Source organism: Aquabacterium sp. T101 (assembly GCF_057219775.1).
The window spans coordinates 94,561-116,255 of sequence record NZ_JBXVVZ010000004.1 but is presented as its reverse complement, the minus strand read 5'-3'; the positions used below and the strand labels follow the sequence as shown (position 1 = coordinate 116,255).

Sequence of the window (21,695 nt, the reverse complement as noted above, 5' to 3'; positions counted from 1 at the left end):
GGGGGCCGGGGCCTACTTCAGGCCTTCGGCCTTGCGCGCGGCCTGCACCGCGGGGCGGGCGGCCACGCGCGCCATGTACGCGCCGAGGTTCGGCAGCGCCGACAGGTCCACGCCGACGTAGCCGGCCCAGGTGGTCACGGTGTACAGGTAGGCGTCGGCCACGGTGAACTGCTCGCCCATCAGGTAGTCCTTGCCGGCGAGCTGGCGGTCGATCCAGGCGTAGCGGTCGCCGAGCTTCTTGCGGTAGATCGCCTTGCCTTCCTCGGGCATGTCCTTGTTGAACAGCGGCGAGTAGCTCTTGTGCAGCTCGCTGGTGATGAAGTTCAGCCACTCCATCACGCGGTAGCGCGCCATCGTGCCAGCCGGCGGCACCAGCTTGCTGGCCGGCGCCTGGTCGGCGATGTACTGCACGATCACCGGCCCTTCGGACAGCCGCTCGCCGTTGTCCAGCTCCAGCAGCGGCACGTAGCCCTTGGGGTTGATCGTGTAGAAGTCCGTGCCGTCGGCGAGCTGGTGCGTCTTGGTGCTGGCCAGCACAGGCGTGAACGGCAGGCCGGCTTCGTGCAGCACGATGTGCGGGGACAGCGAGCAGGCGCCGGGGCTGTAGTAGAGCTTCATGGTGTCGGGGTCTTCTGGAAGTAGGACGGCCGGACACGATAGCGGTTTGTGCTCCGGCTTGCAGGCGCCGGCCCGCCACTCGCCAGCCCGGCCGGCCGCTCGCGCACCGCAAACGGCCATTCGCCCGCGTCTTGGGCCGGGCGGTCGGGGCCGCGCTGACAATGCCCCCATGCCGAACCCATTGCTCATCGCCGCAGCCGCGTTCGCGGGCGCGCTGCTGGCCTGGCCCGCCGAAGCCTCCGCCGCCGGTGCCACCGGCGCCGCCGGCGCACCGCCCGCTGCCTGCCGCCTGCGCGGCGTCGAACACGAGGCCCTGTGCGGCACCGTGCGCCGGGCGCTCGACCCGGCCCGGCCCGACGGGCCGCAGATCGACGTCCACTACGCCGTGCTGCCGGCCCTGGCGCGCAACAAGAAGCCGGACCCGGTGTTCTTCTTCGCCGGCGGCCCGGGCCAGAGCGCGATCGACCTCGCGCCGCAGATCGCGATGCTGCTGGGCCGCTTCGGCAACCGGCGCGACATCGTGCTGGTGGACCAGCGCGGCACCGGCCGCAGCGCGCCGCTGCAGTGCGAGGCCGAGGACCCGGGCCTGCCGCTGGCCGAGCAGTTCGACCTGCAGCGCGCGCGCGAGCGGCTGGCGCAGTGCCTGACGCGTCTGCAGGCGCTGCCCTACGGCGACCTGCGCTTCTTCACCACGCCCATCGCGATGGCCGACGCCGACGCGGTGCGCGCCGCCCTCGGCGCCGAGCGCATCAACGCCATCGGCGGCTCCTACGGCACGCGGGCGGTGCTGGAGTACCAGCGCCAGTTCCCGCAGCGCGTGCGCCGCGCGGTGATCGACGGCGTGGCGCCGCCGGACATGGTGCTGCCGGCGTCGTTCTCGCCCGACAACCAGGCCGCGCTCGACGCGCTGCTGGCGGCCTGCGCGAAGGACGCCGCCTGCAACGCGCGCGAGCCGGGCCTGGCCGGCCGCTGGGCCGCGCTGCGCGCGTCGCTGCCGCGCAAGGTGACGCTGGCGCATCCGGTGACGGGCCGGCCCGAGACCGTGGAGATGAGCGCGCCGATGCTGGCGGGCCTGCTGCGCGGGCCGCTGTATGTGCCGGCGCTGGCCGCCGCGCTGCCCGCGGCGATGGGCGAGGCCACGCGCGGCCGCTTCGAGCCGCTGGCCGCGCTGGCCGTGGGCTTTGCGGGATCGCGGCGCAGCACGCAGATGGCCGCGGGCATGCACTTCGCCGTGATCTGCGCCGAGGACTACCCCCGCCTGGCCGCCGCGACCGACCGGCCCGGCGCCGACTTCGGCGAGACCTTCGCCGACGTCTACCGCGACGCCTGCCGCGCGCTGCCGCGCGCCGAGGTGCCCGCGGCGTTCTATTCGATGGTGCCGGCGCAGCAGGCCACGCTGGTGCTGTCCGGCGGCATCGACCCGGTCACGCCGCCGCGCCACGGCCAGCGCGCCACGAAGGCGCTGGGCGCGCTGGCGCGCCATGTGGAAGTGCCCCAGGCCGGCCACGGCGTGATGGGCATCGGCTGCATGCGCGACGTGCTCTACCGCTTCGTCGACGCCGCCACCGACGCCGACGCGCTGGCGGTGGACGCCGGCTGCGTCACCGCGATCCCGCGGCCGCCGATGTTCGCGCTGCCCGATCCCGCACTGGCGCCGAAGGGGGGCACGAAATGATCGTCATCGAGCAACTCGCCAAGCGCTTCGTTCAGGGACGCGGCCGCAAGGCGCGCGTGGTGCAGGCGGTGGACGGCGTGAGCCTGGTGGCCGACAACGGCCGCATCACCGGCCTGCTCGGCCCCAACGGCGCGGGCAAGACCACCACGCTGCGCATGGCCGCGGCGCTGATCCCGCCCGACGCCGGCCGCGTGCTGGTGGACGGCATCGACGTGGCGACCCGGCCGCAGGAGGCGCTGGCGCGCATGGGCGTGCTGTCGGACGCGCGCGGCCTGTACCCGCGGCTGACGGCGCGCGAGAACATCGTCTACTACGGCCGGCTGCACGGCATGACCGAGGCCGCCGCGTCGGCCCGCGCGGACACGCTGGCCGACATGTTCGACATGCGGCCGCTGCTCGAGCGTCGCACCGAGGGCTTCAGCCAGGGCGAGCGCATGAAGACGGCGCTGGCGCGCGCGGTGATCCACGACCCGCCGAACCTGATCCTGGACGAGCCGACCAACGGCCTGGACGTGCTGGCCACGCGCTCGCTGCGCGAGGCGCTGCGCCGGCTGCGCGACGACGCCGGCAAGTGCATCGTCTTTTCCACCCACATCATGCAGGAGGTGGAACGGCTGTGCGACCGCGTGGTGGTGGTTGCGCACGGCCGCACCGTGGCCGACGGCATGGTGGCCTCGCTCAACGCCCAGTGCGGCGAGAGCGACTTCGAGGAAACCTTCGTGAAGCTGGCCTTCTCGGCCGAGGAAAGGGCCCGCGCATGACGAACGCCTTCGTCGTCTTCCGCAAGGAGCTGCTGGACGCGCTGCGCGACCGGCGCACGCTGTTCATGGTGCTGCTGTCGTCGGTGGCCATCGGGCCGATCGTGCTGATCGCGCTGTCGGCCCTGGTCAGCGGCATCGAGAAGCGCGCCGAGGAGCGCACGCTGGTGGTGGCCGGCATCGAGCATGCGCCGACGCTGCGCAACTACCTCGAGCGGCAGACCTACCGCATCGACGCCGCGCCGCCCGACTACGAGGCGCAGCTCGTGTCGCAGAAGCTGGGCGACCCGGTGCTCGTGATCGGCCGCGACTTCGAGGCCGAGCTGGCCGCCGGCCAGCAGCCGCTGGTGGAGCTGGTGTCGTCGTCGGCCAACCAGCGCGCCGGTGCCGGCGTGGGCCGGCTGACGCGGCTGCTGCGCGGCTTCTCCAGCGAGCAGGCCACGCTGCGGCTGTCGCTGCGCGGTGTCGCGCCGGCCACGCTGGAGGTGTTGGACGTGCAGGAGCGCGACCTCGCCAACCCGCAGTCGCGCGCGGCCCGCTTCACCGGCATGCTGCCGTTCTTCGTGCTGATGGCGGTGCTGTACGGCGCGCTCAATGCCGCGCTCGACACCACCGCCGGCGAGCGCGAGCGCGGCTCGCTCGAGCCGCTGCTGATGAACCCGGCCTCGCGCCTGGCGCTGGTGCTGGGCAAGTGGGGCGCGGTGGCCGCGGTGGGCATGCTGATCGCGGTGCTGTCGTGTCTGTCATTCCTGCCCGCGCAGTGGCTCCTGCGCAGCGAGACGCTGGCGGCGATGTTCCAGTTCGGCGCGCGCGAGGCCGGCCTGTTCCTGCTGCTGCTGGCGCCGCTGGCCGCCGCGCTGGCCGCGGTGATGATGGCCATCGCCATCCGCTGCAAGACCTTCAAGGAGGCGCAGGCCAACAACACGGTGGTGATCCTGGGCGTGTCGCTGCTGCCGATGGTGACGCTGTTCAACCTGGGCGGCGAGTCGCCCTGGCACCTGTGGGTGCCCGCCCTGGGCCAGATCACGCTGATGAACCGCGTGCTCAAGGGCGACGTCGTCGCCGCGCTGGACGTGGGCGTGCCCCTGCTGGTGTGCGCCGCCATCACCGCCGCCGGCGTCGCCTACGTCGCGCACCAGCTGCGCACCGCCGCGCTGCGCTGACGCGCAGCCCCCCGCAAGCCCGGGCCTGGTTCAGCAGAAGCCGCGGATCCGGCTCGGCCGGTCCGCTGGCTTCGCCCCCTAGAGGGGGAGCGCCGAAGGCGCAACGGGGGTGGGTGGTTCAGTCATTCAATTGGCGCACCGCCCGCTGGACCTCCCCCTGCCACGGCAGGCCGTAGACGATCTGGCTCAGGTGCCGCGCCGCCTCCCAGGACGTGAGCACCTCGCCCTTGCGGCCGAGCAGCCGCAGATTGGTCACCACGCACATCGGGTCGGCCATGGCGACCACGTCGCGCGACAGCATCACCCAGTCCCAGGCCACGCCGGCCTCGCCGTCGGCGCCCGTGGTGCGCCACACGGTCTGCCCCGACACGGTGCTTTCGCTGTCCGAAGGCGGGAAGACTTGGGTCTCCAGATGGTCGAACTGCAAGCGCGAAGCGCCGTCTGCCTGCCACAATAGGGGCGGCCAGGCGCGAATGGTCCAAGAGGTGTTCATGGCGACTCCTGTCAGTTGCTGCGGACTCGAAGGGCCCGCGCGCCGCGCAGTTTGAAGAAGGCGACGCAGCCGCGCTAGGCGTAAGAACTGCCGAGGTGACCGGGTCAAACCGTTAAAAAATGCTGCAAGGCGACTACCTGTCGGTGCTCGAGGCGAAGGACCAGGCCCAGTTCCGGTCGGTCGTCGTGCGCTTCGCGCAGCAGCTCGGTTTCGACACGGTGTCGGCCTCGGCCATCGTCGACCGGCCCGACGCGGGGGGCTCCGAGTTCGTGGCGGTGCACAACACGCCGGCCGCCTTCGAGCAGACCTTCGAGAACCTGGACATCGGCCGGCGCGACCCGGTGATGCAGCACTGCAAGCGCCACACGGTGCCCATCGTCTGGGGCCAGAAGACCTACCTCGACCAGGGCTCGATCGACCTGTGGGACATGCAGGCGCAGTACGGCTACCGCAACGGCATCGCGATGGCGCTGCACCTGCCCGAAGGCCGCCACTTCTTCCTCGGCGTGGACCGCGACCAGCCGCTGCCAGCCGACCGCATCGAGCTGACCCGGCTGGTGGCCGACCTGCAGCTGTTCGCCGTGCATGCGCAGGACACCGCGATGCGCGTGCTGATCTCCGAGGCGCTGCAGCCCGAGCGGCCGGCGCTGACCCCGCGCGAGCTCGACGTGCTGCGCTGGACCATGGAAGGCAAGACCGCCTGGGAGGTCGGCCAGTTACTGAATATTGCGGAGCGCACCACGGTGCAGCATCTGCAGAACGCGATGAAGAAGCTGCAGTGCAACTCCAAGCACCAGGCGGTGCTCAAGGCGCTTCGACTGGGCCTGATCCACTAGCGCCCTCGTAAGAGTTGACGATACCGCGCTAACGCGCGCGCTGTTTGAATGGTGTCGGCGGAACGAAACCGCCCCATTCATTACAGGAGCGCGCATGAAAGTCGCACAAAGCACCATCCTTCGCTGGGTTGCCAAGCTGGCGGGCCAGCCGCGCGGCCAGGCCCGTCGCGTCGCGGCCGAGCCGCTGCGCACGCTCGACGGCGAGCAGCTGCGCCAGGTCAGCGGCGGCGTCGGCGGCAACACCCAGGGCCCCAACAAGGGGTGGTGAACCTCTTCCGCCCGGAGGTGCTGGAGTCGCGCCGCACCTCCTGGGTCGGCGAGATCCAGCTCGTCCGGCCGGTGCCGCTGGCCTGGCTGACCGGTGCCGCGGTCGGCATCGCGGTGATGCTCGGCGCCTTCCTGGTGCTGGGCGAGTACACGCGCAAGGTGCGCGTGACGGGTGTGCTCGTGCCCGACCGGGGCGTGATCCGGCTCGTGGCGCCGCAGGACGCGGTGCTGCTGGAGCGGCGCGTCGCCGACGGCCAGCAGGTGCGCGCTGGCGACGTGCTGTTCGTGCTGTCGCTCGACCGCTCGGCGGTGTCTGGCGACACGCAGGCGGCGGTGCAGCGCTCGCTGGCCGCGCGCGAGGGCAGCCTGGCCACCGCCGCGGCGCAGCAGGAGGCGCTGTACCAGAGCCAGTCCGCCGCGCTGGCGCGGCGCTGGGCCGACATGCTTCGCGAGCGCGAGGCGCTCGACGCCGAGGCGGCGCTGGCCGAGCGCCGCGTGCGCCTGGCCGAGGAGGCGAGGGCACGGCTGGAGTCGCTGCGCGCCGACAACTTCGTGTCGCCGGCCCAGGTGCAGGCCAAGGCCGAGGAACTGCTGGGCCTGCAGGCGCAGGCCAAGGCGCTGGACCGCCAGCGCGGGCTGCACGCGCGCGAGATGGCGGCGCTGGAAGCGCAGCGGCGCGACCTGCCGCTGGAACACGCGCGGCGCCAGGGCGAGATCGTGCGCGAGCGCGCCGAGCTGGCGCAGGCCGGCGCCGAGTCCGAAGGCCGGCGCAGCCTCGTCGTGCGCGCGCCGCAGGACGGCGTGGTCAGCGGCCTGAACGCGCAGCCGGGGCAGACCGTGACGCCGGCCGTGGCGCTGGCCAGCCTGGTGCCCGCGGGCGCCAGGCTGCAGGCGCACCTGTATGCGCCGTCGAGCGCGGTGGGCTTCCTGCGCACGGCGCAGCCGGTGCTGCTGCGCTACGACGCGTTCCCGTACCAGAAGTACGGCCAGCAGCACGGGCAGATCGAGCAGGTGTCGCTGGCGCCGGTGTCGCCGGCGGAGATCAGCGGCCTGTCGGGCACGCCGCGCGAGCCGATGTACCGCATCGCCGTGACCCTGGCGCGGCAGGACGTGCCCGCCGGCGCCGAGGCGCGGCCGCTGGTGCCGGGCATGCAGCTCGAGGCCGACGTGCCGGTGGAGCGGCGCCGCCTCGTGGAGTGGCTGTTCGCGCCGGTGCTCGGCGTGGCCGGCCGGGTGTAGCGCGATGTCGGTCGACGCGCTGAAGCTGTCGCCCTTCGGCTCGCGGCGCGTGCCGCTGCTGCTGCAGACCGAGGCCGCCGAGTGCGCGCTGGCCTGCCTGGCGATGGTGGCCGGTGCGCACGGCCACCGCACCGATCTGCCGACGCTGCGCCAGCGCTTTTCGCTGTCGCTCAAGGGCGCCACGATGGCCGACCTGGTGCGCATGGCCGGCGAGCTGCAGTTCAACCCGCGCGCGCTGCGCGTGGAGCCCGAGCAGCTGGAGCAGCTGGCGCTGCCCTGCGTGCTGCACTGGGACCTGAACCACTTCGTGGTGCTGGCCGACCTGCGCGGCGGCGTGGCCACGCTGCACGACCCCGCGCGCGGCGTGCGCCGTCTGTCGCTGGCCGAGCTGTCGCGCCACTTCACCGGCGTGGCGCTGGAGCTGACGCCGGCGGCGGACTTCGCGCCGCGCGTGGAGCGACAGACGGTGCGGCTGGCCGACCTGATCGGCCCGGTGCACGGCCTGAAGCGCTCGCTGGCGCAGATCCTCCTGCTGGCGCTGGCGCTGGAAGCCTTCGTGCTGGGCAGCCCGTTCCTGCTGCAGTGGGTGGTGGACGACGTGGTGGTCAGCGCCGACCGCGACCTGCTGCTGACGTTGGGCGTGGGCTTCGTGCTGCTGGTGCTGCTGCAGACCGGCACCGCGGCGCTGCGCTCGTGGGCGGTGCTGCACCTGTCGGCCACGCTCAACCTGCAGTGGCTGGGCAACGTGTTCGCGCACCTGATGCGGCTGCCGGTGGCCTGGTTCGACAAGCGCCATGCGGGCGACGTGTGGTCGCGCTTCGCGTCGGTGCAGCAGATCCAGAAGACGCTGTCGACGCACTTCGTCGAGGCGCTGATCGACGGCCTGCTGGTGGTGGCCACGCTGGCGATGATGGCGTTCTACAGCCTCACGCTCACGGCCATCGTGCTGGCTGCGGTGGGCGCGTATGCGCTGCTGCGCTGGGCCTTCTTCCGGCCGCTGCGCCAGGCCACGGAAGAGACGCTGGTGCACGAGGCGCAGCAGGCGAGCCACTTCCTCGAGTCGCTGCGCTCGATCCAGGCGATCAAGCTGTTCAACCGGCAGGCCGACCGGCAGGCGCGCTTCATGAACCGCGTGGTCGACGCGATGAACGCGGGCCTGGCCACACGCAAGCTGGAGATCCTGTTCTCGGTGCTGCACCGGCTGCTGTTCGGCGTCGAGCGCGTGGCCGTGGTGTGGGTGGGCGCGCTGATGGTGATGGACCAGCGCTTCTCGGTGGGCATGCTGTTCGCGTTCGTCGCCTTCAAGGAGCAGTTCGCGCAGCGGGTCAGCGCGCTGATCGACAAGGGCGTGGAACTGCGCATGCTGCGGCTGCAGGGCGAGCGCCTGGCCGACATCGTGACTGCCGCGCCGGAGGACATGGGCGTGCCGCGCCTGGCCGAGCGTTCGCTCGACGCCGGCATCGAGCTGCGCGGGCTGTCGTTCCGCTATGCGGACAACGAGGCCGACGTGCTGCGCGGCGTGAACCTGCTGATCGAGCCGGGCGAGGCGGTGGCCATCGTCGGCCCGTCGGGCTGCGGCAAGACGACGCTGCTGAAGGTGATCCTGGGCATCCACGCGCCGCAGGCCGGCGAGGTGCGCGTGGGCGGCCTGCCGCTGGCGCAGCTGGGTCTGGCGCAGTGGCGGTCGATGGTGGGCACCGTGATGCAGGACGACACGCTGCTCACCGGGTCGGTGGCCGACAACATCTGCTTCTTCGACGCCGTGCCCGACCTGGACTGGATGGTGGAGTGCGCGCGCATGGCCGCGGTGCACGACGAGATCGAGGCCATGCCGATGGGCTACCACACGCTGGTGGGCGAGTCCGGAGCCAGCCTGTCCGGCGGGCAGCAGCAGCGGCTGCTGCTGGCGCGCGCGCTCTACAAGCGGCCGCGCGTGCTGCTGCTGGACGAGGCCACCAGCGCGCTGGACGTGGAGCGCGAGCGGCAGGTCAACCAGAACATCCGGCGCCTGGCGCTCACGCGGGTGATCGTGGCGCACCGCCCCGAGACCATCGCCAGCGCGTCGCGCGTGGTGGTGCTGCAGGACGGGCGCGTGTCGCAGGACCTGCGCTCGGTGCCGGGCGCAGGCCGCGTCTGAGCGCCCCGGTCAGGCGTTCTTGACCGGGCAGGTCGAGAAGCCGAGCACGCTGTACAGCGGGCAGTTGCCGATGGCGGCGGTGAGCAGCGGCACGACGCCGATCCAGCCCCAGGCGCCGATGGTGCCGGTGAAGGCCAGGCCGAGCAGCACGACGCCGATCACGACACGGGCGATGCGATCGATGGAACCGACATTGGTCTTCATGAGAGGGTCTCCTGCGACAGAAGCGGCGAAACCGCCGCGGTGTCCGCAGTGTGCGCCGGGAGGCCAGTGCGGTCGGTGACCGCAGTCACCGACGCCTTGCGCGGCCTCAAGCGTCGGCGCGGGGGGCGGCCGGCGGGGCCGTGCCCTCGGCCACCGCGCGCAGGGCGCCGGCGTCGAGGATGTCGATGCGCTCGCGCGCCAGGCGCAGCCAGCCGGCGCGCTCGAAGCGGCGCAGCAGCCGGGTGACGATTTCGCGCACGGTGCCCAGCTCGTCGGCCAGGGTCTGGTGGGTGGCGTGGACCACGCTGCCGTGGCCGAGCAGGGCGTCGGCCAGGCGCCGGTCGAGCCGCTGGAAGGCCACCGCTTCCACCAGCGTCATCAGGTCGGCCAGCCGCTCGGCGAACACGCCGAACACGAAACTGCGAAACGGAGCGTGCGCACACCATCGCTCAAAGCCAGCAGGGTCCAGCAATAGGAGCTGCGTCGGGGCGGCCGTGGTGCCGTGCGCCGCCATCGCGCGGTGGCCGAACAGGCAGGACGCGGACACCACGCACACCTCGCCGGGCGTCACCCGGTACAGCTCCAGCGCCCGGCCCTGGGCCGAGCCGCGCGCCACCCGCACCTCGCCCGACAGCACCAGCGGGAAGCCGCGGCAGGGTGAGCCTTCGTCGAACAGCGTCGTGCCGGCCGGCACGTCGAAGGCCTGCGCGTGCCCGGCCAGCACCGGGTCGCGCAGGTCGGCGGGCATCGAGGCCAGCGCCGGGTAGGTGGCGCCGAGCAGGGCGGCGAGCGGATGCGGGTCGGTCATGGGGCGTCGATCGGCGGGATCGACATAGACAATTGGATGAGACAAAGCGATTGGCGCAGACTATCCATCGTCTTCACCGATCGAGGAGTCCGATTGTGGCCAAGTCTGCAGCCTTCGGCGCCATCCATTTGTGCATCGCGTTCGGCGTGAGCTATGCGCTCACCGGCAGCGTGGCCATCGCCGGCGCGATCACGCTCGTGGAACCGCTGGTGAACACCGTCGCGCATTACTTCTTCGATCGGTGGTGGGGCCATCCCCGGGCGGTCGCGGCATGGCAGGCGGCCCGCTTAAAATTTGGGCATCCCATTCCGAGGCGATCCGTCGCCTGACGCCGCGCCGGCGCCTTGCGCCACCACCGCGGCGTGGTCGCCCCCGCGGTTTTCTCGAGGCCCAGCCGTGCTGCATCCCCAGGAGTTCGATGTCATCGTCGTCGGTGGCGGCCATGCCGGCACCGAGGCGGCGCTGGCCGCTGCCCGCATGGGCTGCGCCACGCTGCTGCTGACGCACAACATCGAGACGCTGGGCCAGATGAGCTGCAACCCGAGCATCGGCGGCATCGGCAAGGGGCACCTCGTCAAGGAGGTGGACGCGCTGGGCGGCGCGATGGCGCTGGCCACCGACGAAGCCGGCATCCAGTTCCGCATCCTCAATTCCAGCAAGGGGCCGGCGGTGCGCGCCACCCGGGCCCAGGCCGACCGCGTGCTGTACAAGGCCGCCGTCCGGCGTCGGCTGGAGAACCAGCCGAACCTGTGGCTGTTCCAGCAGGCGGTGGACGACCTGATGGTGGAAGGCGACCGCGTCGTCGGCGCCGTCACCCAGGTGGGCCTGCGCTTCCGCGGCCGGGCGGTGGTGCTGACCGCCGGCACCTTCCTCGACGGCCGCATCCATGTGGGCCTGCAGAACTACAGCGCCGGCCGCGCCGGCGACCCGCCGGCGGTGAGCCTGTCGGCGCGGCTGAAGGAGCTGAAGCTGCCGCAGGGGCGCCTGAAGACCGGCACGCCGCCGCGGCTGGACGGCCGCAGCATCGACTTCGCCCGCCTCGAGGAGCAGCCGGGCGACCTGGACCCGGTGCCGGTGTTCAGCTTCGTCGGCAGCGCGGCGATGCACCCGCGCCAGGTGCCGTGCTGGATCACCCATACCAGCGAGCGCACGCACGAGATCATCCGCGCCGGCTTCGACCGCAGCCCGATGTTCACCGGCGTGATCGAGGGCGTGGGCCCGCGCTACTGCCCGAGCATCGAGGACAAGGTCAACCGCTTCGCCGACAAGACCAGCCACCAGATCTTCCTGGAGCCCGAGGGCCTGACGACGCACGAGTTCTATCCGAACGGCATCTCCACCTCGCTGCCGTTCGACGTGCAGCTGGCGGCGGTGCGGTCGATGGTGGGGCTGGAGCAGGCGCACATCCTGCGGCCGGGCTACGCCATCGAGTACGACTACTTCGACCCGCGCGAGCTGCGGCCGAGCTTCGAGACGAAGTCGATCCAGGGCCTGTTCTTCGCCGGCCAGATCAACGGCACCACCGGCTACGAGGAGGCGGCGGCCCAGGGCCTGTACGCCGGCGTGAACGCCGCGCTGCAGGTGAAGGGCGAGCCGGCCTGGACGCCGCGGCGTGACCAGGCCTACCTGGGCGTGCTGGTGGACGACCTGGTCACCCAGGGCGTGTCGGAGCCGTACCGCATGTTCACGAGCCGCGCCGAGTACCGGCTGCAGCTGCGCGAGGACAACGCCGACGCCCGCCTCACCGAAGCCGGCCGCCGCATGGGCCTGGTGGACGACGCCCGCTGGGACGCCTTCTGCCGCAAGCGCGACGCGGTTTCACGTGAAACCGAGCGCCTGAAGTCCACCTGGGTCCACCCCGGCCTGCTGCCGGCGGCCGACGCCGAGCGGCTGGTGGGCAAGGCGCTGGAACACGAGCACACGCTGATCGACCTGCTGCGCCGCCCCGGCGTGGGCTTCGACACCGTGGCCGCCATCGCCACCATCGCCCGGCCGGACGCCGGTGTTTCACGTGAAACGCTGGAAGCCGAACTCGGCGCGCCGCTGGCCGGCGCCGTGATCGAGCAGGTGGAGATCGCCACCAAGTACGCCGGCTACATCGACAAGCAGGTGGACGAGGTGGAGCGCGCCGCCGCCTACGAACACCTCGCCCTGCCGGACACGCTGGACTACGCCCAGGTCACCGCGCTCAGCCACGAGGTGCGGCAGAAGCTCAGCCGGCATCGCCCGGCCACGCTGGGCCAGGCGTCGCGCATCTCCGGCGTCACGCCGGCGGCGATCTCGCTGCTGCTGGTGCACCTGAAGAAGGGCCGCTTCAAGGGTTTTGCTTCCGGCGACCGCCAGGCCGCTGATCGCCCGAGCGCCGGGCAGGCCGCTTGAGCACCGCGCCCCCGGCCGACGCCGGCGATGCCAACGACAGCGCCACGCTGGCGGCCGCCCTGCAGGCCGACACCGCCGCCATGGGCTGGGCGCTGCCCGACGTGGCCGCCGCCCGGCTGGCCGCCTACCGCGCGCTGCTGGCCAAGTGGAACGACACCTACAACCTGACCGCGCTGCGCGACCCGGCGCAGATGCGCACCCAGCACCTGGCCGACTGCCTGGCCGTGGTGGCGCCGCTGCGTCGACACGCCGCCGGCAAGCCGCTGCGCGTGCTGGACGTGGGCAGCGGCGGCGGCCTGCCCGGCGTGGTGCTGGCCATCGTGGACCCGGCGTGGGACGTGACCTGCGTCGACACCGTCGGCAAGAAGGCCGCCTTCGTGCGCCAGGTGGCCGCCGAGCTGGCGCTGCCCAACCTGCACGCCGAGCACGCCCGGGTCGAGGCGCTGCGCGCCGCCCGGCCCTTCGACGTGATCACCTCGCGCGCCTTCGCGTCGCTGCCCGACTTCGTGCGCCTGACCCGGCCCCTGCTGGCGCCGGGCGGCATGTGGATGGCGATGAAGGGCAAGCCCCCCGCCGACGAGATCACCGCCCTGCCGCCGGGCGTGCAGGTGCAGGCCGTGGAGCCGCTGCAGGTGCCCGGGCTGGAGGCGGAGCGGTGCCTGGTGTGGCTGGGGCCGACGGGCTCGGCATTGTCAGAGACCCGCACCAGCAAATGATTTTTCCGCAAGCGTGCGCACACATGCGGCGTTGCTGGTGGCAAGCTGTGCAGCGCGGGAACGCGCGTGACTGCCGCGCGCTCGCAACGATGGACTAAGGCCGGCGATCGAGCTTTTGCGATGCCGGTCTTGGCCTGAGAAGAAGCGCGGAACTCGGACTGCTGGGTTCCTGTCCCACGGAACTCTTGTCGCTCAAGCGCACGCGCTTTCCATCGAACCGGGCGAGTTTGGACAAGTCTTCGGCCGGGATCAGCAAGTTGGGCTTCTGGAAAACCTCGGGAAGCTCCATCAACGAGATCGGCCGCCATGCGCCGTCAACCATCTTGATGGCCAACTGCGAGGAGTCGGTTTCGAAGTTCCCCCAGTTCTGGGCTTCGATCCCGGGAGGCAGGCTTGGGTAGCGACCCCGAATGACCGCGTACCAGACGTTCGCGTGATCACCGACAAACATCGGCCAGAAGCCTCGGAACAGCTGACGGACCCGCCCCACCGGTGGACCGGCATCGATCGTGAGGGTCGACTCCCAGAACAGGTTCCGTCCGCCATAGGGCGTGAAGCCTTGCGTGAGCCGCTCGTACTTCTCCTTGCGGTGAACGACGACGATGCGCCCGTCGGGCTGCAAGGCCTCTTCCTCCCACTCGAGCTCGAAGGTGCGGCTGTAGATGCAGCCGGTGAGCAGGGGCGCCAGGCACGCCGTGCCGATCAGGTGGCGACGTTGCATTTCCGCCAGAGTTTGCAGGCAATTCGCGTCGCGTCCAGCGGGGTCCTCGTCGCTCGTTGAGACATTTGCTTCTGAGCCGGACTGCTGGCAGGCGCCGTGGGGATCGGTGGCATCGGTTCAATGCGCTGCTGATAGAGGCCGCACTGGTACCTGACGACGACTCAGTCGCCAGGTCGCCGCACCGGCCAGTCGACGAAGCTGCTGCCTTGCAGGCGCAACTGCAGCGGCGCACCGGCGTCGCGCAGCGTTTCGTCGGCGGGCTCCTTGCCGCTGCCCAGGTTGAGCTGCCGGTCGGGCTGCTTCACGGCGCCCAGGGTGACGACGAGCCGGCTGCCGGCGGCCAGCTGGCGGCCGAGCAGGCGGGTGTCCCTCAGCACCAGGCGCTGCAGCGCGCCCGGCCGAAGCAGCTGGCGCTGGCGCGGATCGGCGGCGTGGCTGGCGCGCTGCAGCCACCAGGCCAGTTCCAGGTACTGGCCCTGGGCGGTGCGCTCGTAGACGGACAGGGCAAGGTCCACGTCGCGCTTGTTGATGCGAAAGTGCAGCTCGCCCTGCAGTGCACCCGCCAGTTCCAGCGGCGCGCCGAGGGGCTCGCTTTCGAACACCAGTCCAGCCTGCGCGGGCAGGGCGTCGAGCAGCACGGTGTCGGGGGCGCGCCAGGCCGCGTCGCGGCGGTCGCGGAAGTTCACCGTCTGCAGGCTCTGCGCCTGGGCTTGGGGCTGCTCGCGCAGGCCACCCGGCACGAGGTGCAACCGGCGCCGCTCGGTGGGCATGGCGTCGAGCGAGTCGGCGTGTCGCCAGCGGTTGGCGCCCATCACCTGCCAGTTGATGCGCCCGGCCAGCAGCGGCGGCAGCGGCTCGCCCTTGAAGACATGGTCGAACCATTGCAGTCGCAGCGCCTGCAGGTCGATGCGCGCAGCGGCGTCGGTCGGATAGCCCTGCACGACGGGCGGCACGCCGCGCTGCATGGCGAAGTGCTCGAAGGGGCCGATGAGCAGGCGGTGGTCGGCATCGGGGCGGGCCTTGAGGTGCTCGCGCCAGTAGTGCAGCGCACCGATCTGCGCCCCGTCGAAGTAGCCCGTGGTGGCGAGCACGGGCAAGTCGAGTGCTGCGTACTCGGCGCCCTGGGGGATGAGGCGCTGCCAATAGGTGTCGTAGCGAGGGTGCTGCAGCCACTGGCTGAACCAGGGGTTGGGCAGGCCGTCGATCTTGGGCAACTCACGGTAGGCGCGGCCGCTGGCGTACCAGCCTTCGCTGAGCGCAGCCCAGCGCCCACTGTCGCCGTACAGCGCGTCGTTCAGGCCGGAGTTGCTCGTCGTGTAGTGCGGCCACGCGAACATGAAGTTGAGGAACACGCCGCCCTCCATCGGCACGTCGATGCCCGGCGCGGCGGTGGCCGACGCGGCGATCGCCTTCAGCGCGCGCGGCCGCTGCCTGGCGGCGGCCCAGGCCGTGAAGCCGCTGTAGCTGCCGCCGTACAGGCCCACGCGGCCGTCGCTCCAGGGCTGGGCCGCAATCCAGTCGATGACCGCTGCGGCGTCGCGCCCCTCGTGCATGAAGGGCACGACCGGCCCGGGGCTGCGGCCCTTGCCGCGCGTGTAGCTGACCACGCCGGCATAGCCCTGGGCAGCGGCGCGCAAAGCGTCGTCGAGTGCCCAGTCGTCGTTGGCGTAGATGGTGTGGGTGTGAAGAGTCGTCAGCCCGGTGCGACCGCGGGGGCGGACGACCAGGGTGTGGATCAGCGCGCCGCCGCCGCCCGGCACGAGCTGCGCGGGCTCGATGACGTAGCGGCGTGCCTGGTCGTCGCGCAACGCGTCGGCCACCAGCGGCTGGAAGGCGGCGAAGGCGCCGTGCAGCTGCCACGCACGAAGCAGCTCGACCGCCTCGGCAGCCGGCAGCTGCGCGCGGCCGGCGGTGCGGGCGAGCTGGGCCTCCAGCTCGCTGCGCAGGCGCGGCAGGCTGTTGCCGAAGCTGAAGGCGGCGCGCTGGGCTTCACCATCGCTCAAGCTGCCGAAGCGGGCGGCGAAGGCCTGGCGCCACGCGCCGGCGTAGTCTGCGCCTGCGGCCTCGGCCAACCGGGCGCGCAGGTGCAGCTCATGCTGCAGGAACAGTGGTGGTTGTCCGGCCGCACCGGGGCGTTGGGTGCGCAACGCCTCGATGCTGGCCAGGGCTTCGGCATGACGGCCGGCCGCAGCCTGCAGGCGCCATCGGGTCATCGGTTCGGCGCCTGCGGGCTGGTCCAGCAGCGCGAGGGTCAGGCGGAGCATCTGCGCATCCAGCTCGGTGCCGATCTGGCGCGCAGTCGGAGCTTCGAGCAAGACCGGCTGCGCGCGAGCACACAACGGTCCACAGAGCAGGAACAGCAGGCAGAGCCATCGAAAGGTCATGGGGTGCGGGGTGGCATGGGTCGGGGTGGGCATCTTGCGCACGGCGCAAGCTTCGCGCTTCAGGATCAGGCGACGTGGTGGTGTCGATTGGCTGTCATGGAATGGCTCGGTACGCCCCAATGCGGCCGGTGGTCGCCGTGGATGTTGGGGCCGAATCAGACGAGAACAGCGGCTGGCACCCGCCAGCGTCGCAAGACGCTCACCCCGCCGCCAGCTTCTGCCCCGTCTTCCAGTGCCACGCCAGGATCAGCAGCACCAGCGGCGCGGCCACGGCGGTCACGCCGGCGTGGCCGAAGATCAGCGACAGCGACAGCAGGTTGAGCGCCACGAACGCGGTCTTGCCGATGTCGCGGCCGGCGTAGCCGGTGTAGGCCGCGCCCAGGCCCATGATCGCCACCAGCGAGCCGACCAGGGACACGAGGAACTGGCCCCAGGTGAAGTCCACGAACAGCAGCGCGGGCGTGTAGACGAAGGCGAAGGGCACCAGCGCCTTGCCCATCGACAGGCGGAACGCGGTCATGCCGGTGCGCATCGGCTCGCTGCGGGCGATGCCCGCGGCGGCGAACGCGGCCAGCGCCACCGGCGGCGTCACGTCGGCCAGCACGCCGTAGTAGAAGACGAAGAAGTGCGTCGCCAGCTGCGGCACGCCCAGCTGCGCCAGCGCCGGCGCCACGATCGACGCCAGGATGATGTAGGTGGGCGTGGTGGGCACGCCCGAGCCCATGATGATGCAGGCGATGGCGGTGAAGAGCAGGCCGAACAGGATGGTCAGGTCCTTCAGGTCGAACCAGCCCAGCGGGTCCAGCGCATGCAGCGCGGCGGCGGCGGTGCCCGACAGGTCGATCACGAAGGCCGAGAACTTGAAGCCCATGCCGGTGAGCGTGGTGATGCCCAGCACGAAGCCCACGCAGGCGCAGGCCGCGCCGATGCCCAGCGCGCTCTTGGCGCCCATCTCGAAGCCCTGCACCAGCGCACGCGGCGTGATGGCCAGGCCGGTCATCTGCCTGCCCATCGGCCCGAGCAGCTTGGGGATCCACGAGCACGCCACGGTGAGCGTGATGCCCCAGAACGCGGCCAGGAAGGGGGTGTACTGCATCAGCAGCAGCGTCACCATCACCACCAGCGGGATGAACAGGTGCCAGCTGCTGCGCAGCACGAGGCCCAGCGACGGGATCTCGTGCGCGGGCATGCCGGCCAGCTTCAGGCGCTTGGCTTCCAGGTGCACCATCCACAGGATCGCCGCGTAGTGCAGCATCGCGGGCACCACCGCCACCAGGATCAGCTGGTTGTAGGGGATGCCCAGCGTCTCGGCCATGATGAACGCGGCCGCGCCCATGATCGGCGGCGTGATCTGCCCGCCGCACGATGCGCTGGCCTCCACCGCGCCGGCGAAGCGCGGCGAGAATCCCACGCGCTTCATCAGCGGGATCGTCATCACGCCGGTGGTCACGGTGTTGGCGATGGCGCTGCCGCTGATCATGCCGAACAGGCCCGACGACACCACGCTCACCTTGGCCGGCCCGCCCGCGAAGCGGCCCGCCGCGATGGTGGCGAGGTTGACGAACAGCTGACCCAGCCCGGTCAGCTGGGCCATGATGCCGAACAGCACGAAGTGGAAGACGAAGGTCGCCACCACGCCCACGGGGATGCCGTAGATGCCCTCGGTGCCCTTGTACAGGTGCGCCACCACGCGCGACACGCTGTAGCCGCGGTGCGCCAGGTCGCCCGGCAGGTAGGGCCCGAAGATGCCGTACAGCACGGTGGCCACCGCCAGCAGCGGCAGGAAGATGCCCATCGTGCGGCGCGTGGCCTCGATCACCATCGCGATGGCGATCACGCCGATCATCAGGTCCACCGGCGTGTGCTGGCCCGGGCGCTGGATGAAGATGCTGTCGAAGAACACCAGCAGGTACAGGCTGAAGCTCGCGGCCAGCGCGGCGAAGATCCAGTCGCGCCACGGGATGTGCCGATGGCTGCCGTCGTAGGCCCGGAACGGCAGCGACAGCCCGGCGATGGCCAGCAGCACCACGAAGAACATCGCCTGCGCACCGGCCGGCACGTCGGGCCCGAGCTGGCGCACCAGCGCCACGCCCATCGTCACGTAGAACAGCGCCAGGCCGGCGGAGACGATCCACTCCCACGGGCCGGGCAGCCGCGTCTGGCGCGGGAACACCAGGAAGCACAGCCCCAGTACCACCGACAGGTGGATGGCGCGGTGCGCGATCTCGTTGTGCAGGCCGAAGCCCGCGGTGTAGTAGTGCCAGCCCGACAGCGCCACCGCGAGCACGGTGACGATGCCGGCCGACAGCCCCACCAGGCGGCGGAAGTTGGACTCGGGGTCGAACTGCTCGATCAGCCGGTCGACCTCGTCCTGGGCGATCGGGGCGTCGGTGTCGGGGCCTTTGTCGGTGCGGGCGTCTGTGGTCATGGGGCGGGTCGGTTCGGGCAGCCGCGGGCGGCGATCTCGATGGCCGCGCTGCTCAGCGTGGCCAGCGGCAGTTCACGGTCGGCCAGCACGATGCGCATGCGCTGCGCGGGCAGCGGGCGCACCACCAGCGGGTCCACCGCGCGGTCGAGCACGAGGCGCCAGCCGGCGCCGTCGCGCTGCAGCGTCTCGCCCGGGCCGGCGGCATGCGGCAGGCCGTAGCCCTGGCCGTCGAAACGCTCCTCCACCAGGCGCGGGCGCGGCGTGAAGCGGTAGCGGTCCACCACCGTGGTGCCCAGCACCGAATGCTCGAACGCGATGCGCAGCTCGGGCTGCGCCGCGTCCAGCGGCAGGCGGGCCAGCTCGGTGCCGCTGCGGTGCTCGCGCAGCACGGCCTCGCAGGCCGAGGCCGGCGCGGCCGTCGCTGCCATCGCGACCCCCAGCGCGGCAGCAAGGCAGCACGCCGCCGTGGCGGCGTGCCGCGGGCGCGTCACTTGACGATGCCCTTTTCCTTGAAGTAGCGCACGGCGCCCGGATGCAGCGGCGCGGTGCCCACGGCGGTGGCGGTGGACAGCGAGATGTTCTTCCCCTGCACGTGCACCTGGCCCATGATGGCCGTGTTCTCGTACAGCGCCTTGGTCACCTCGTAGGCCACGGCCTCGGGCACGGCGTCGTGCGCGGTCCACACCGCCATCACGGCCAGCGTCGGCACGGCGGCCGTCTGGCCCTTGTAGGTGTTGGCGGGCAGCGGCACCTCGGCGTAGTAGGGCTGCTGCTTGCGCAGCTCGGCGATCTCCGGGCCCGACAGCGGGATCACCTTCAGCGCATGGCTCTGCGCGAAGTCGGTGACGGCCGCGGTGGGCACGCCGGCGGTGATCAGCGTGGCGTGCAGGTTGCCGTCCTTGATCTTGTCCACCGCCTGCGTGAACGAGGACAGGTCCTCCTTCACGTCGTTGCGGCTCATGCCGTGCACCTTGAGCAGGTCGGTCAGCAGCTGGTACTGGCCCGAGCCCGGCGAGCCCGACGACACGCTCTTGCCCTTGAGGTCGCGCACGCTGTTGATGCCCATGTCGGCGCGCGTGATCAGCTGCACCGTCTCGGGGTAGAGCGCGCCGAGCGCGCGCAGGTTCTTCAGCGGCGCGCCGTTGAACTGGCCGGTGCCGTTGTAGGCCGCGTCCAGGATGTCGGCGGCGACGAAGGCCGACTCGATCTCCTTGTTGCCCAGCAGCTTGGCGTTGCCCACCGACGCGCCGGCCGCCTCGGCGGTGGCGCTGATCTTCTGGCCGCCCACGGTGGCCTTGTTGGAGATCAGCTGCGCCAGCATGCCGCCCAGCGGGTAGTAGGTGCCGCCCGTGCCGCCGGTGGCGATGCCGAAGAACAGGCGTTGCTGCGCGACGGCCGCGGTGGCCAGCGTGGCGGCCATGGCCACGGCGGCGACGAACTTCCAGCTCGTTTTCATCTGAAGGGCTCCTTGGTTGATGCGTGCAGGTGGTGCGTGCGGGGAATGCAGGCGGGGTAGCAAGATCGCGACCATACCCCCGGCATGCGGCGCGGCCCACCGGGCTTGCCCGCAGCGCGGCCCGACCCGAGTCCTGACGCGCTCCCCGACAATGGGCCGATGACCCGACCCCATGACGTGATCGTGATCGGCGCCGGCGTGGTGGGCGCGTCGGTGGCCTTCCACCTCGCCGCGCTCGGCGTGCGCGACGTGCTGCTGCTCGACCGCGGCCAGGTCGGCGAGGGCACCAGCGCGCAGTCCAGCGGCATCCTGCGCACGCACTACTCGGTGCCGAGCAACGTGGCGCTGGCGCGTGCGTCGTGGGCCGCGTTCGAGCGCTTCGCCGACTACGTGGGCGACGACGAGGCCTCGGCCGGCCTCGTCCGGTGCGGCTACCTGATCGCCGCGCCCGAGGGCGAGCGGCTCGAGGCGCTGCGCGCGTCGCTGGCGCACCAGCAGGCCAGCGGCATCCCGCTGCGCCTGCTCGACGCGGGCGAGGCGGCGTCGCTGCTGCCGATCGCGCGCTTCGACGACGCGGCGCTGATCGGCTTCGAGCCCGAGGCCGGCTTCGCCGACGCGCACCTGGTGGCCAGCGCGTTCGCGCGCGGCGCGCGCCGCCGCGGCGCCACGCTGCGCACCGGCGTGGCGGTGCAGGGCCTGCTGCGCGACGCTGCCGGCCGCGTCGTCGGCGTGCGCACCGCGCAGGGCGAGCTGCATGCCGGCACGGTGGTCAGTGCGCAGAACATCTGGAGCGCCGAGCTGGAGGCCTGGACCGGCGTGCCGATGCCGGTGCGCGCCGAGCGCCACCGCGTGCTCGCGCTGCAGGGCGAGCCGGCCTACACCGCCGCGATGCCGGTGTTCAAGGACCTCGGCTCGCCCGGCATGCTGTACTGCCGCAGCTACGGCGGGCGCCAGATGCTGGTGTCCGAGGGCACCGCGGGCGAGACGCTCGACGCGCCGTCCAACGAGCCGGGCGACGTGTCGATGGACCTCGTGGCCGACATCGGGGCCCAGGTCGCCGAGCGCTTTCCCAGCTACGACAGCGCCGGCCTCGCGTCGAGCTGGACCGGCGTCTACGACGTGACGCCGGACTGGAACCCGGTGCTCGGCCCGGTGCCCGGGCTGCCCGGCCTGGTGGTGGCCTTCGGCTTCTCGGGCCACGGCTTCAAGCTGTCGCCGGCCGTCGGCCGCGCGATCGCGCAGACCGTGCTCGGCCAGCCCACCGACGTGCCGCTGGCGCCGTATGCGATCGACCGCTTCGCGCGCGGCGAGCTGCTGGTGGGCCGCTACGGGCAGGGCGCGGTGTCGTAGCCGCGCGGCCGGCGCTCGCGCCGGGCCCGCCGAGGCGCGGGCGAAGTGCCGGGCGGGGAGGCC

General features: G+C 71.9%; 20 protein-coding genes. 11 read left to right on the top strand and 9 right to left on the bottom strand.

All coding sequences use genetic code 11. The annotated features are described in order from the left end of the window. Positions 1-12 precede the first annotated feature (12 nt). The gene (gene gstA, locus AC2EAQ_RS12215) at positions 13-618 is read right to left on the bottom strand and encodes a glutathione transferase GstA (protein WP_484644148.1); all 606 of its coding nucleotides are present in this window, start codon (positions 616-618) and stop codon (positions 13-15) included. 169 nt (positions 619-787) lie between these two features. Between gstA and AC2EAQ_RS12210 the strand changes: the two genes are divergently transcribed. Genes AC2EAQ_RS12210 through AC2EAQ_RS12200 form a run of 3 tightly spaced genes read left to right on the top strand, consistent with a single transcriptional unit; the run spans position 788 to position 4,214 of the window. Beyond that, positions 788-2,293: an alpha/beta fold hydrolase gene (locus tag AC2EAQ_RS12210; RefSeq protein ID WP_484644145.1), complete on the top strand. Its 1,506-nt coding sequence runs from the start codon at positions 788-790 to the stop codon at positions 2,291-2,293. Beyond that, complete coding sequence (locus tag AC2EAQ_RS12205; protein WP_484644141.1) at positions 2,290-3,054, top strand: ABC transporter ATP-binding protein; 765 nt, start codon at positions 2,290-2,292, stop codon at positions 3,052-3,054. The genes AC2EAQ_RS12210 and AC2EAQ_RS12205 overlap by 4 nt, the downstream gene beginning before the upstream one ends. Further along, positions 3,051-4,214, top strand: a complete 1,164-nt coding sequence (locus AC2EAQ_RS12200; protein ID WP_484644137.1) for an ABC transporter permease — start codon at positions 3,051-3,053, stop codon at positions 4,212-4,214. The genes AC2EAQ_RS12205 and AC2EAQ_RS12200 overlap by 4 nt, the downstream gene beginning before the upstream one ends. Before the next feature lie 118 nt (positions 4,215-4,332). Here the strand turns inward: AC2EAQ_RS12200 and AC2EAQ_RS12195 are convergent, their stop codons facing one another. Continuing rightward, entirely contained in the window at positions 4,333-4,641 is a 309-nt protein-coding gene (locus AC2EAQ_RS12195) for a DUF4902 domain-containing protein (RefSeq protein WP_484644135.1), read from the bottom strand. Between the two features lie 185 nt (positions 4,642-4,826). On the opposite strand from AC2EAQ_RS12195, the gene AC2EAQ_RS12190 reads away from it, so the two are divergent. From AC2EAQ_RS12190 to AC2EAQ_RS12175, 4 genes are all read left to right on the top strand, one after another. Continuing rightward, positions 4,827-5,543, top strand: a complete 717-nt coding sequence (locus AC2EAQ_RS12190) for a helix-turn-helix transcriptional regulator (protein ID WP_484644132.1) — start codon at positions 4,827-4,829, stop codon at positions 5,541-5,543. Positions 5,544-5,637: 94 nt separating this feature from the next. Next, complete coding sequence (locus tag AC2EAQ_RS12185; protein ID WP_484644128.1) at positions 5,638-5,811, top strand: hypothetical protein; 174 nt, start codon at positions 5,638-5,640, stop codon at positions 5,809-5,811. Then, positions 5,808-7,049: an HlyD family secretion protein gene (locus AC2EAQ_RS12180; protein ID WP_484644126.1), complete on the top strand. Its 1,242-nt coding sequence runs from the start codon at positions 5,808-5,810 to the stop codon at positions 7,047-7,049. The genes AC2EAQ_RS12185 and AC2EAQ_RS12180 overlap by 4 nt, the downstream gene beginning before the upstream one ends. A gap of 4 nt (positions 7,050-7,053) precedes the next feature. Then, a complete protein-coding gene (locus AC2EAQ_RS12175) occupies positions 7,054-9,186 on the top strand; it encodes a peptidase domain-containing ABC transporter (protein ID WP_484644122.1) in 2,133 nt (710 codons plus the stop codon). 9 nt (positions 9,187-9,195) lie between these two features. Here AC2EAQ_RS12175 and AC2EAQ_RS12170 read toward each other — a convergent pair whose 3' ends face one another. Both AC2EAQ_RS12170 and AC2EAQ_RS12165 read right to left on the bottom strand, forming a co-directional pair. Next, the gene (locus tag AC2EAQ_RS12170) at positions 9,196-9,390 is read right to left on the bottom strand and encodes a YgaP family membrane protein (protein ID WP_484644120.1); all 195 of its coding nucleotides are present in this window, start codon (positions 9,388-9,390) and stop codon (positions 9,196-9,198) included. A gap of 106 nt (positions 9,391-9,496) precedes the next feature. Then, positions 9,497-10,198, bottom strand: coding sequence for a Crp/Fnr family transcriptional regulator (locus tag AC2EAQ_RS12165; protein ID WP_484644116.1), 702 nt, complete (start codon positions 10,196-10,198; stop codon positions 9,497-9,499). A 95-nt stretch (positions 10,199-10,293) separates the two neighbouring features. On the opposite strand from AC2EAQ_RS12165, the gene AC2EAQ_RS12160 reads away from it, so the two are divergent. The 3 genes from AC2EAQ_RS12160 (at position 10,294) to rsmG (ending at position 13,293) form a co-directional block, all read left to right on the top strand. Further along, a complete protein-coding gene (locus AC2EAQ_RS12160) occupies positions 10,294-10,527 on the top strand; it encodes a DUF2061 domain-containing protein (RefSeq protein ID WP_484644113.1) in 234 nt (77 codons plus the stop codon). A gap of 67 nt (positions 10,528-10,594) precedes the next feature. Further along, positions 10,595-12,577: a tRNA uridine-5-carboxymethylaminomethyl(34) synthesis enzyme MnmG gene (gene mnmG, locus AC2EAQ_RS12155; protein ID WP_484644109.1), complete on the top strand. Its 1,983-nt coding sequence runs from the start codon at positions 10,595-10,597 to the stop codon at positions 12,575-12,577. Positions 12,578-12,657: 80 nt separating this feature from the next. Beyond that, positions 12,658-13,293, top strand: a complete 636-nt coding sequence (rsmG, locus tag AC2EAQ_RS12150) for a 16S rRNA (guanine(527)-N(7))-methyltransferase RsmG (RefSeq protein WP_484644849.1) — start codon at positions 12,658-12,660, stop codon at positions 13,291-13,293. A gap of 94 nt (positions 13,294-13,387) precedes the next feature. Here the strand turns inward: rsmG and AC2EAQ_RS12145 are convergent, their stop codons facing one another. The 5 genes from AC2EAQ_RS12145 to AC2EAQ_RS12125 all read right to left on the bottom strand — a co-directional run bounded on the left by AC2EAQ_RS12145 (position 13,388) and on the right by AC2EAQ_RS12125 (position 20,282). Next, on the bottom strand, positions 13,388-14,014 hold the full coding sequence (locus AC2EAQ_RS12145) for a hypothetical protein (RefSeq protein ID WP_484644107.1): 627 nt from the start codon (positions 14,012-14,014) through the stop codon (positions 13,388-13,390). Between the two features lie 161 nt (positions 14,015-14,175). After that, positions 14,176-16,278, bottom strand: coding sequence for a CocE/NonD family hydrolase (locus tag AC2EAQ_RS12140; protein WP_484644102.1), 2,103 nt, complete (start codon positions 16,276-16,278; stop codon positions 14,176-14,178). Between the two features lie 319 nt (positions 16,279-16,597). After that, positions 16,598-18,826 carry a TRAP transporter permease gene (locus AC2EAQ_RS12135; RefSeq protein ID WP_484644100.1) on the bottom strand — a complete coding sequence of 743 codons (2,229 nt, stop codon included), beginning with the start codon at positions 18,824-18,826 and terminating at the stop codon, positions 16,598-16,600. Further along, a complete protein-coding gene (locus tag AC2EAQ_RS12130; protein ID WP_484644094.1) occupies positions 18,823-19,254 on the bottom strand; it encodes a DUF1850 domain-containing protein in 432 nt (143 codons plus the stop codon). Before AC2EAQ_RS12130 ends, AC2EAQ_RS12135 begins: the two co-directional genes overlap by 4 nt. Before the next feature lie 59 nt (positions 19,255-19,313). After that, the gene (locus AC2EAQ_RS12125) at positions 19,314-20,282 is read right to left on the bottom strand and encodes a TAXI family TRAP transporter solute-binding subunit (RefSeq protein WP_484644091.1); all 969 of its coding nucleotides are present in this window, start codon (positions 20,280-20,282) and stop codon (positions 19,314-19,316) included. Positions 20,283-20,441: 159 nt separating this feature from the next. On the opposite strand from AC2EAQ_RS12125, the gene AC2EAQ_RS12120 reads away from it, so the two are divergent. Further along, a complete protein-coding gene (locus AC2EAQ_RS12120; protein ID WP_484644088.1) occupies positions 20,442-21,632 on the top strand; it encodes an NAD(P)/FAD-dependent oxidoreductase in 1,191 nt (396 codons plus the stop codon). Positions 21,633-21,695 lie beyond the last annotated feature (63 nt).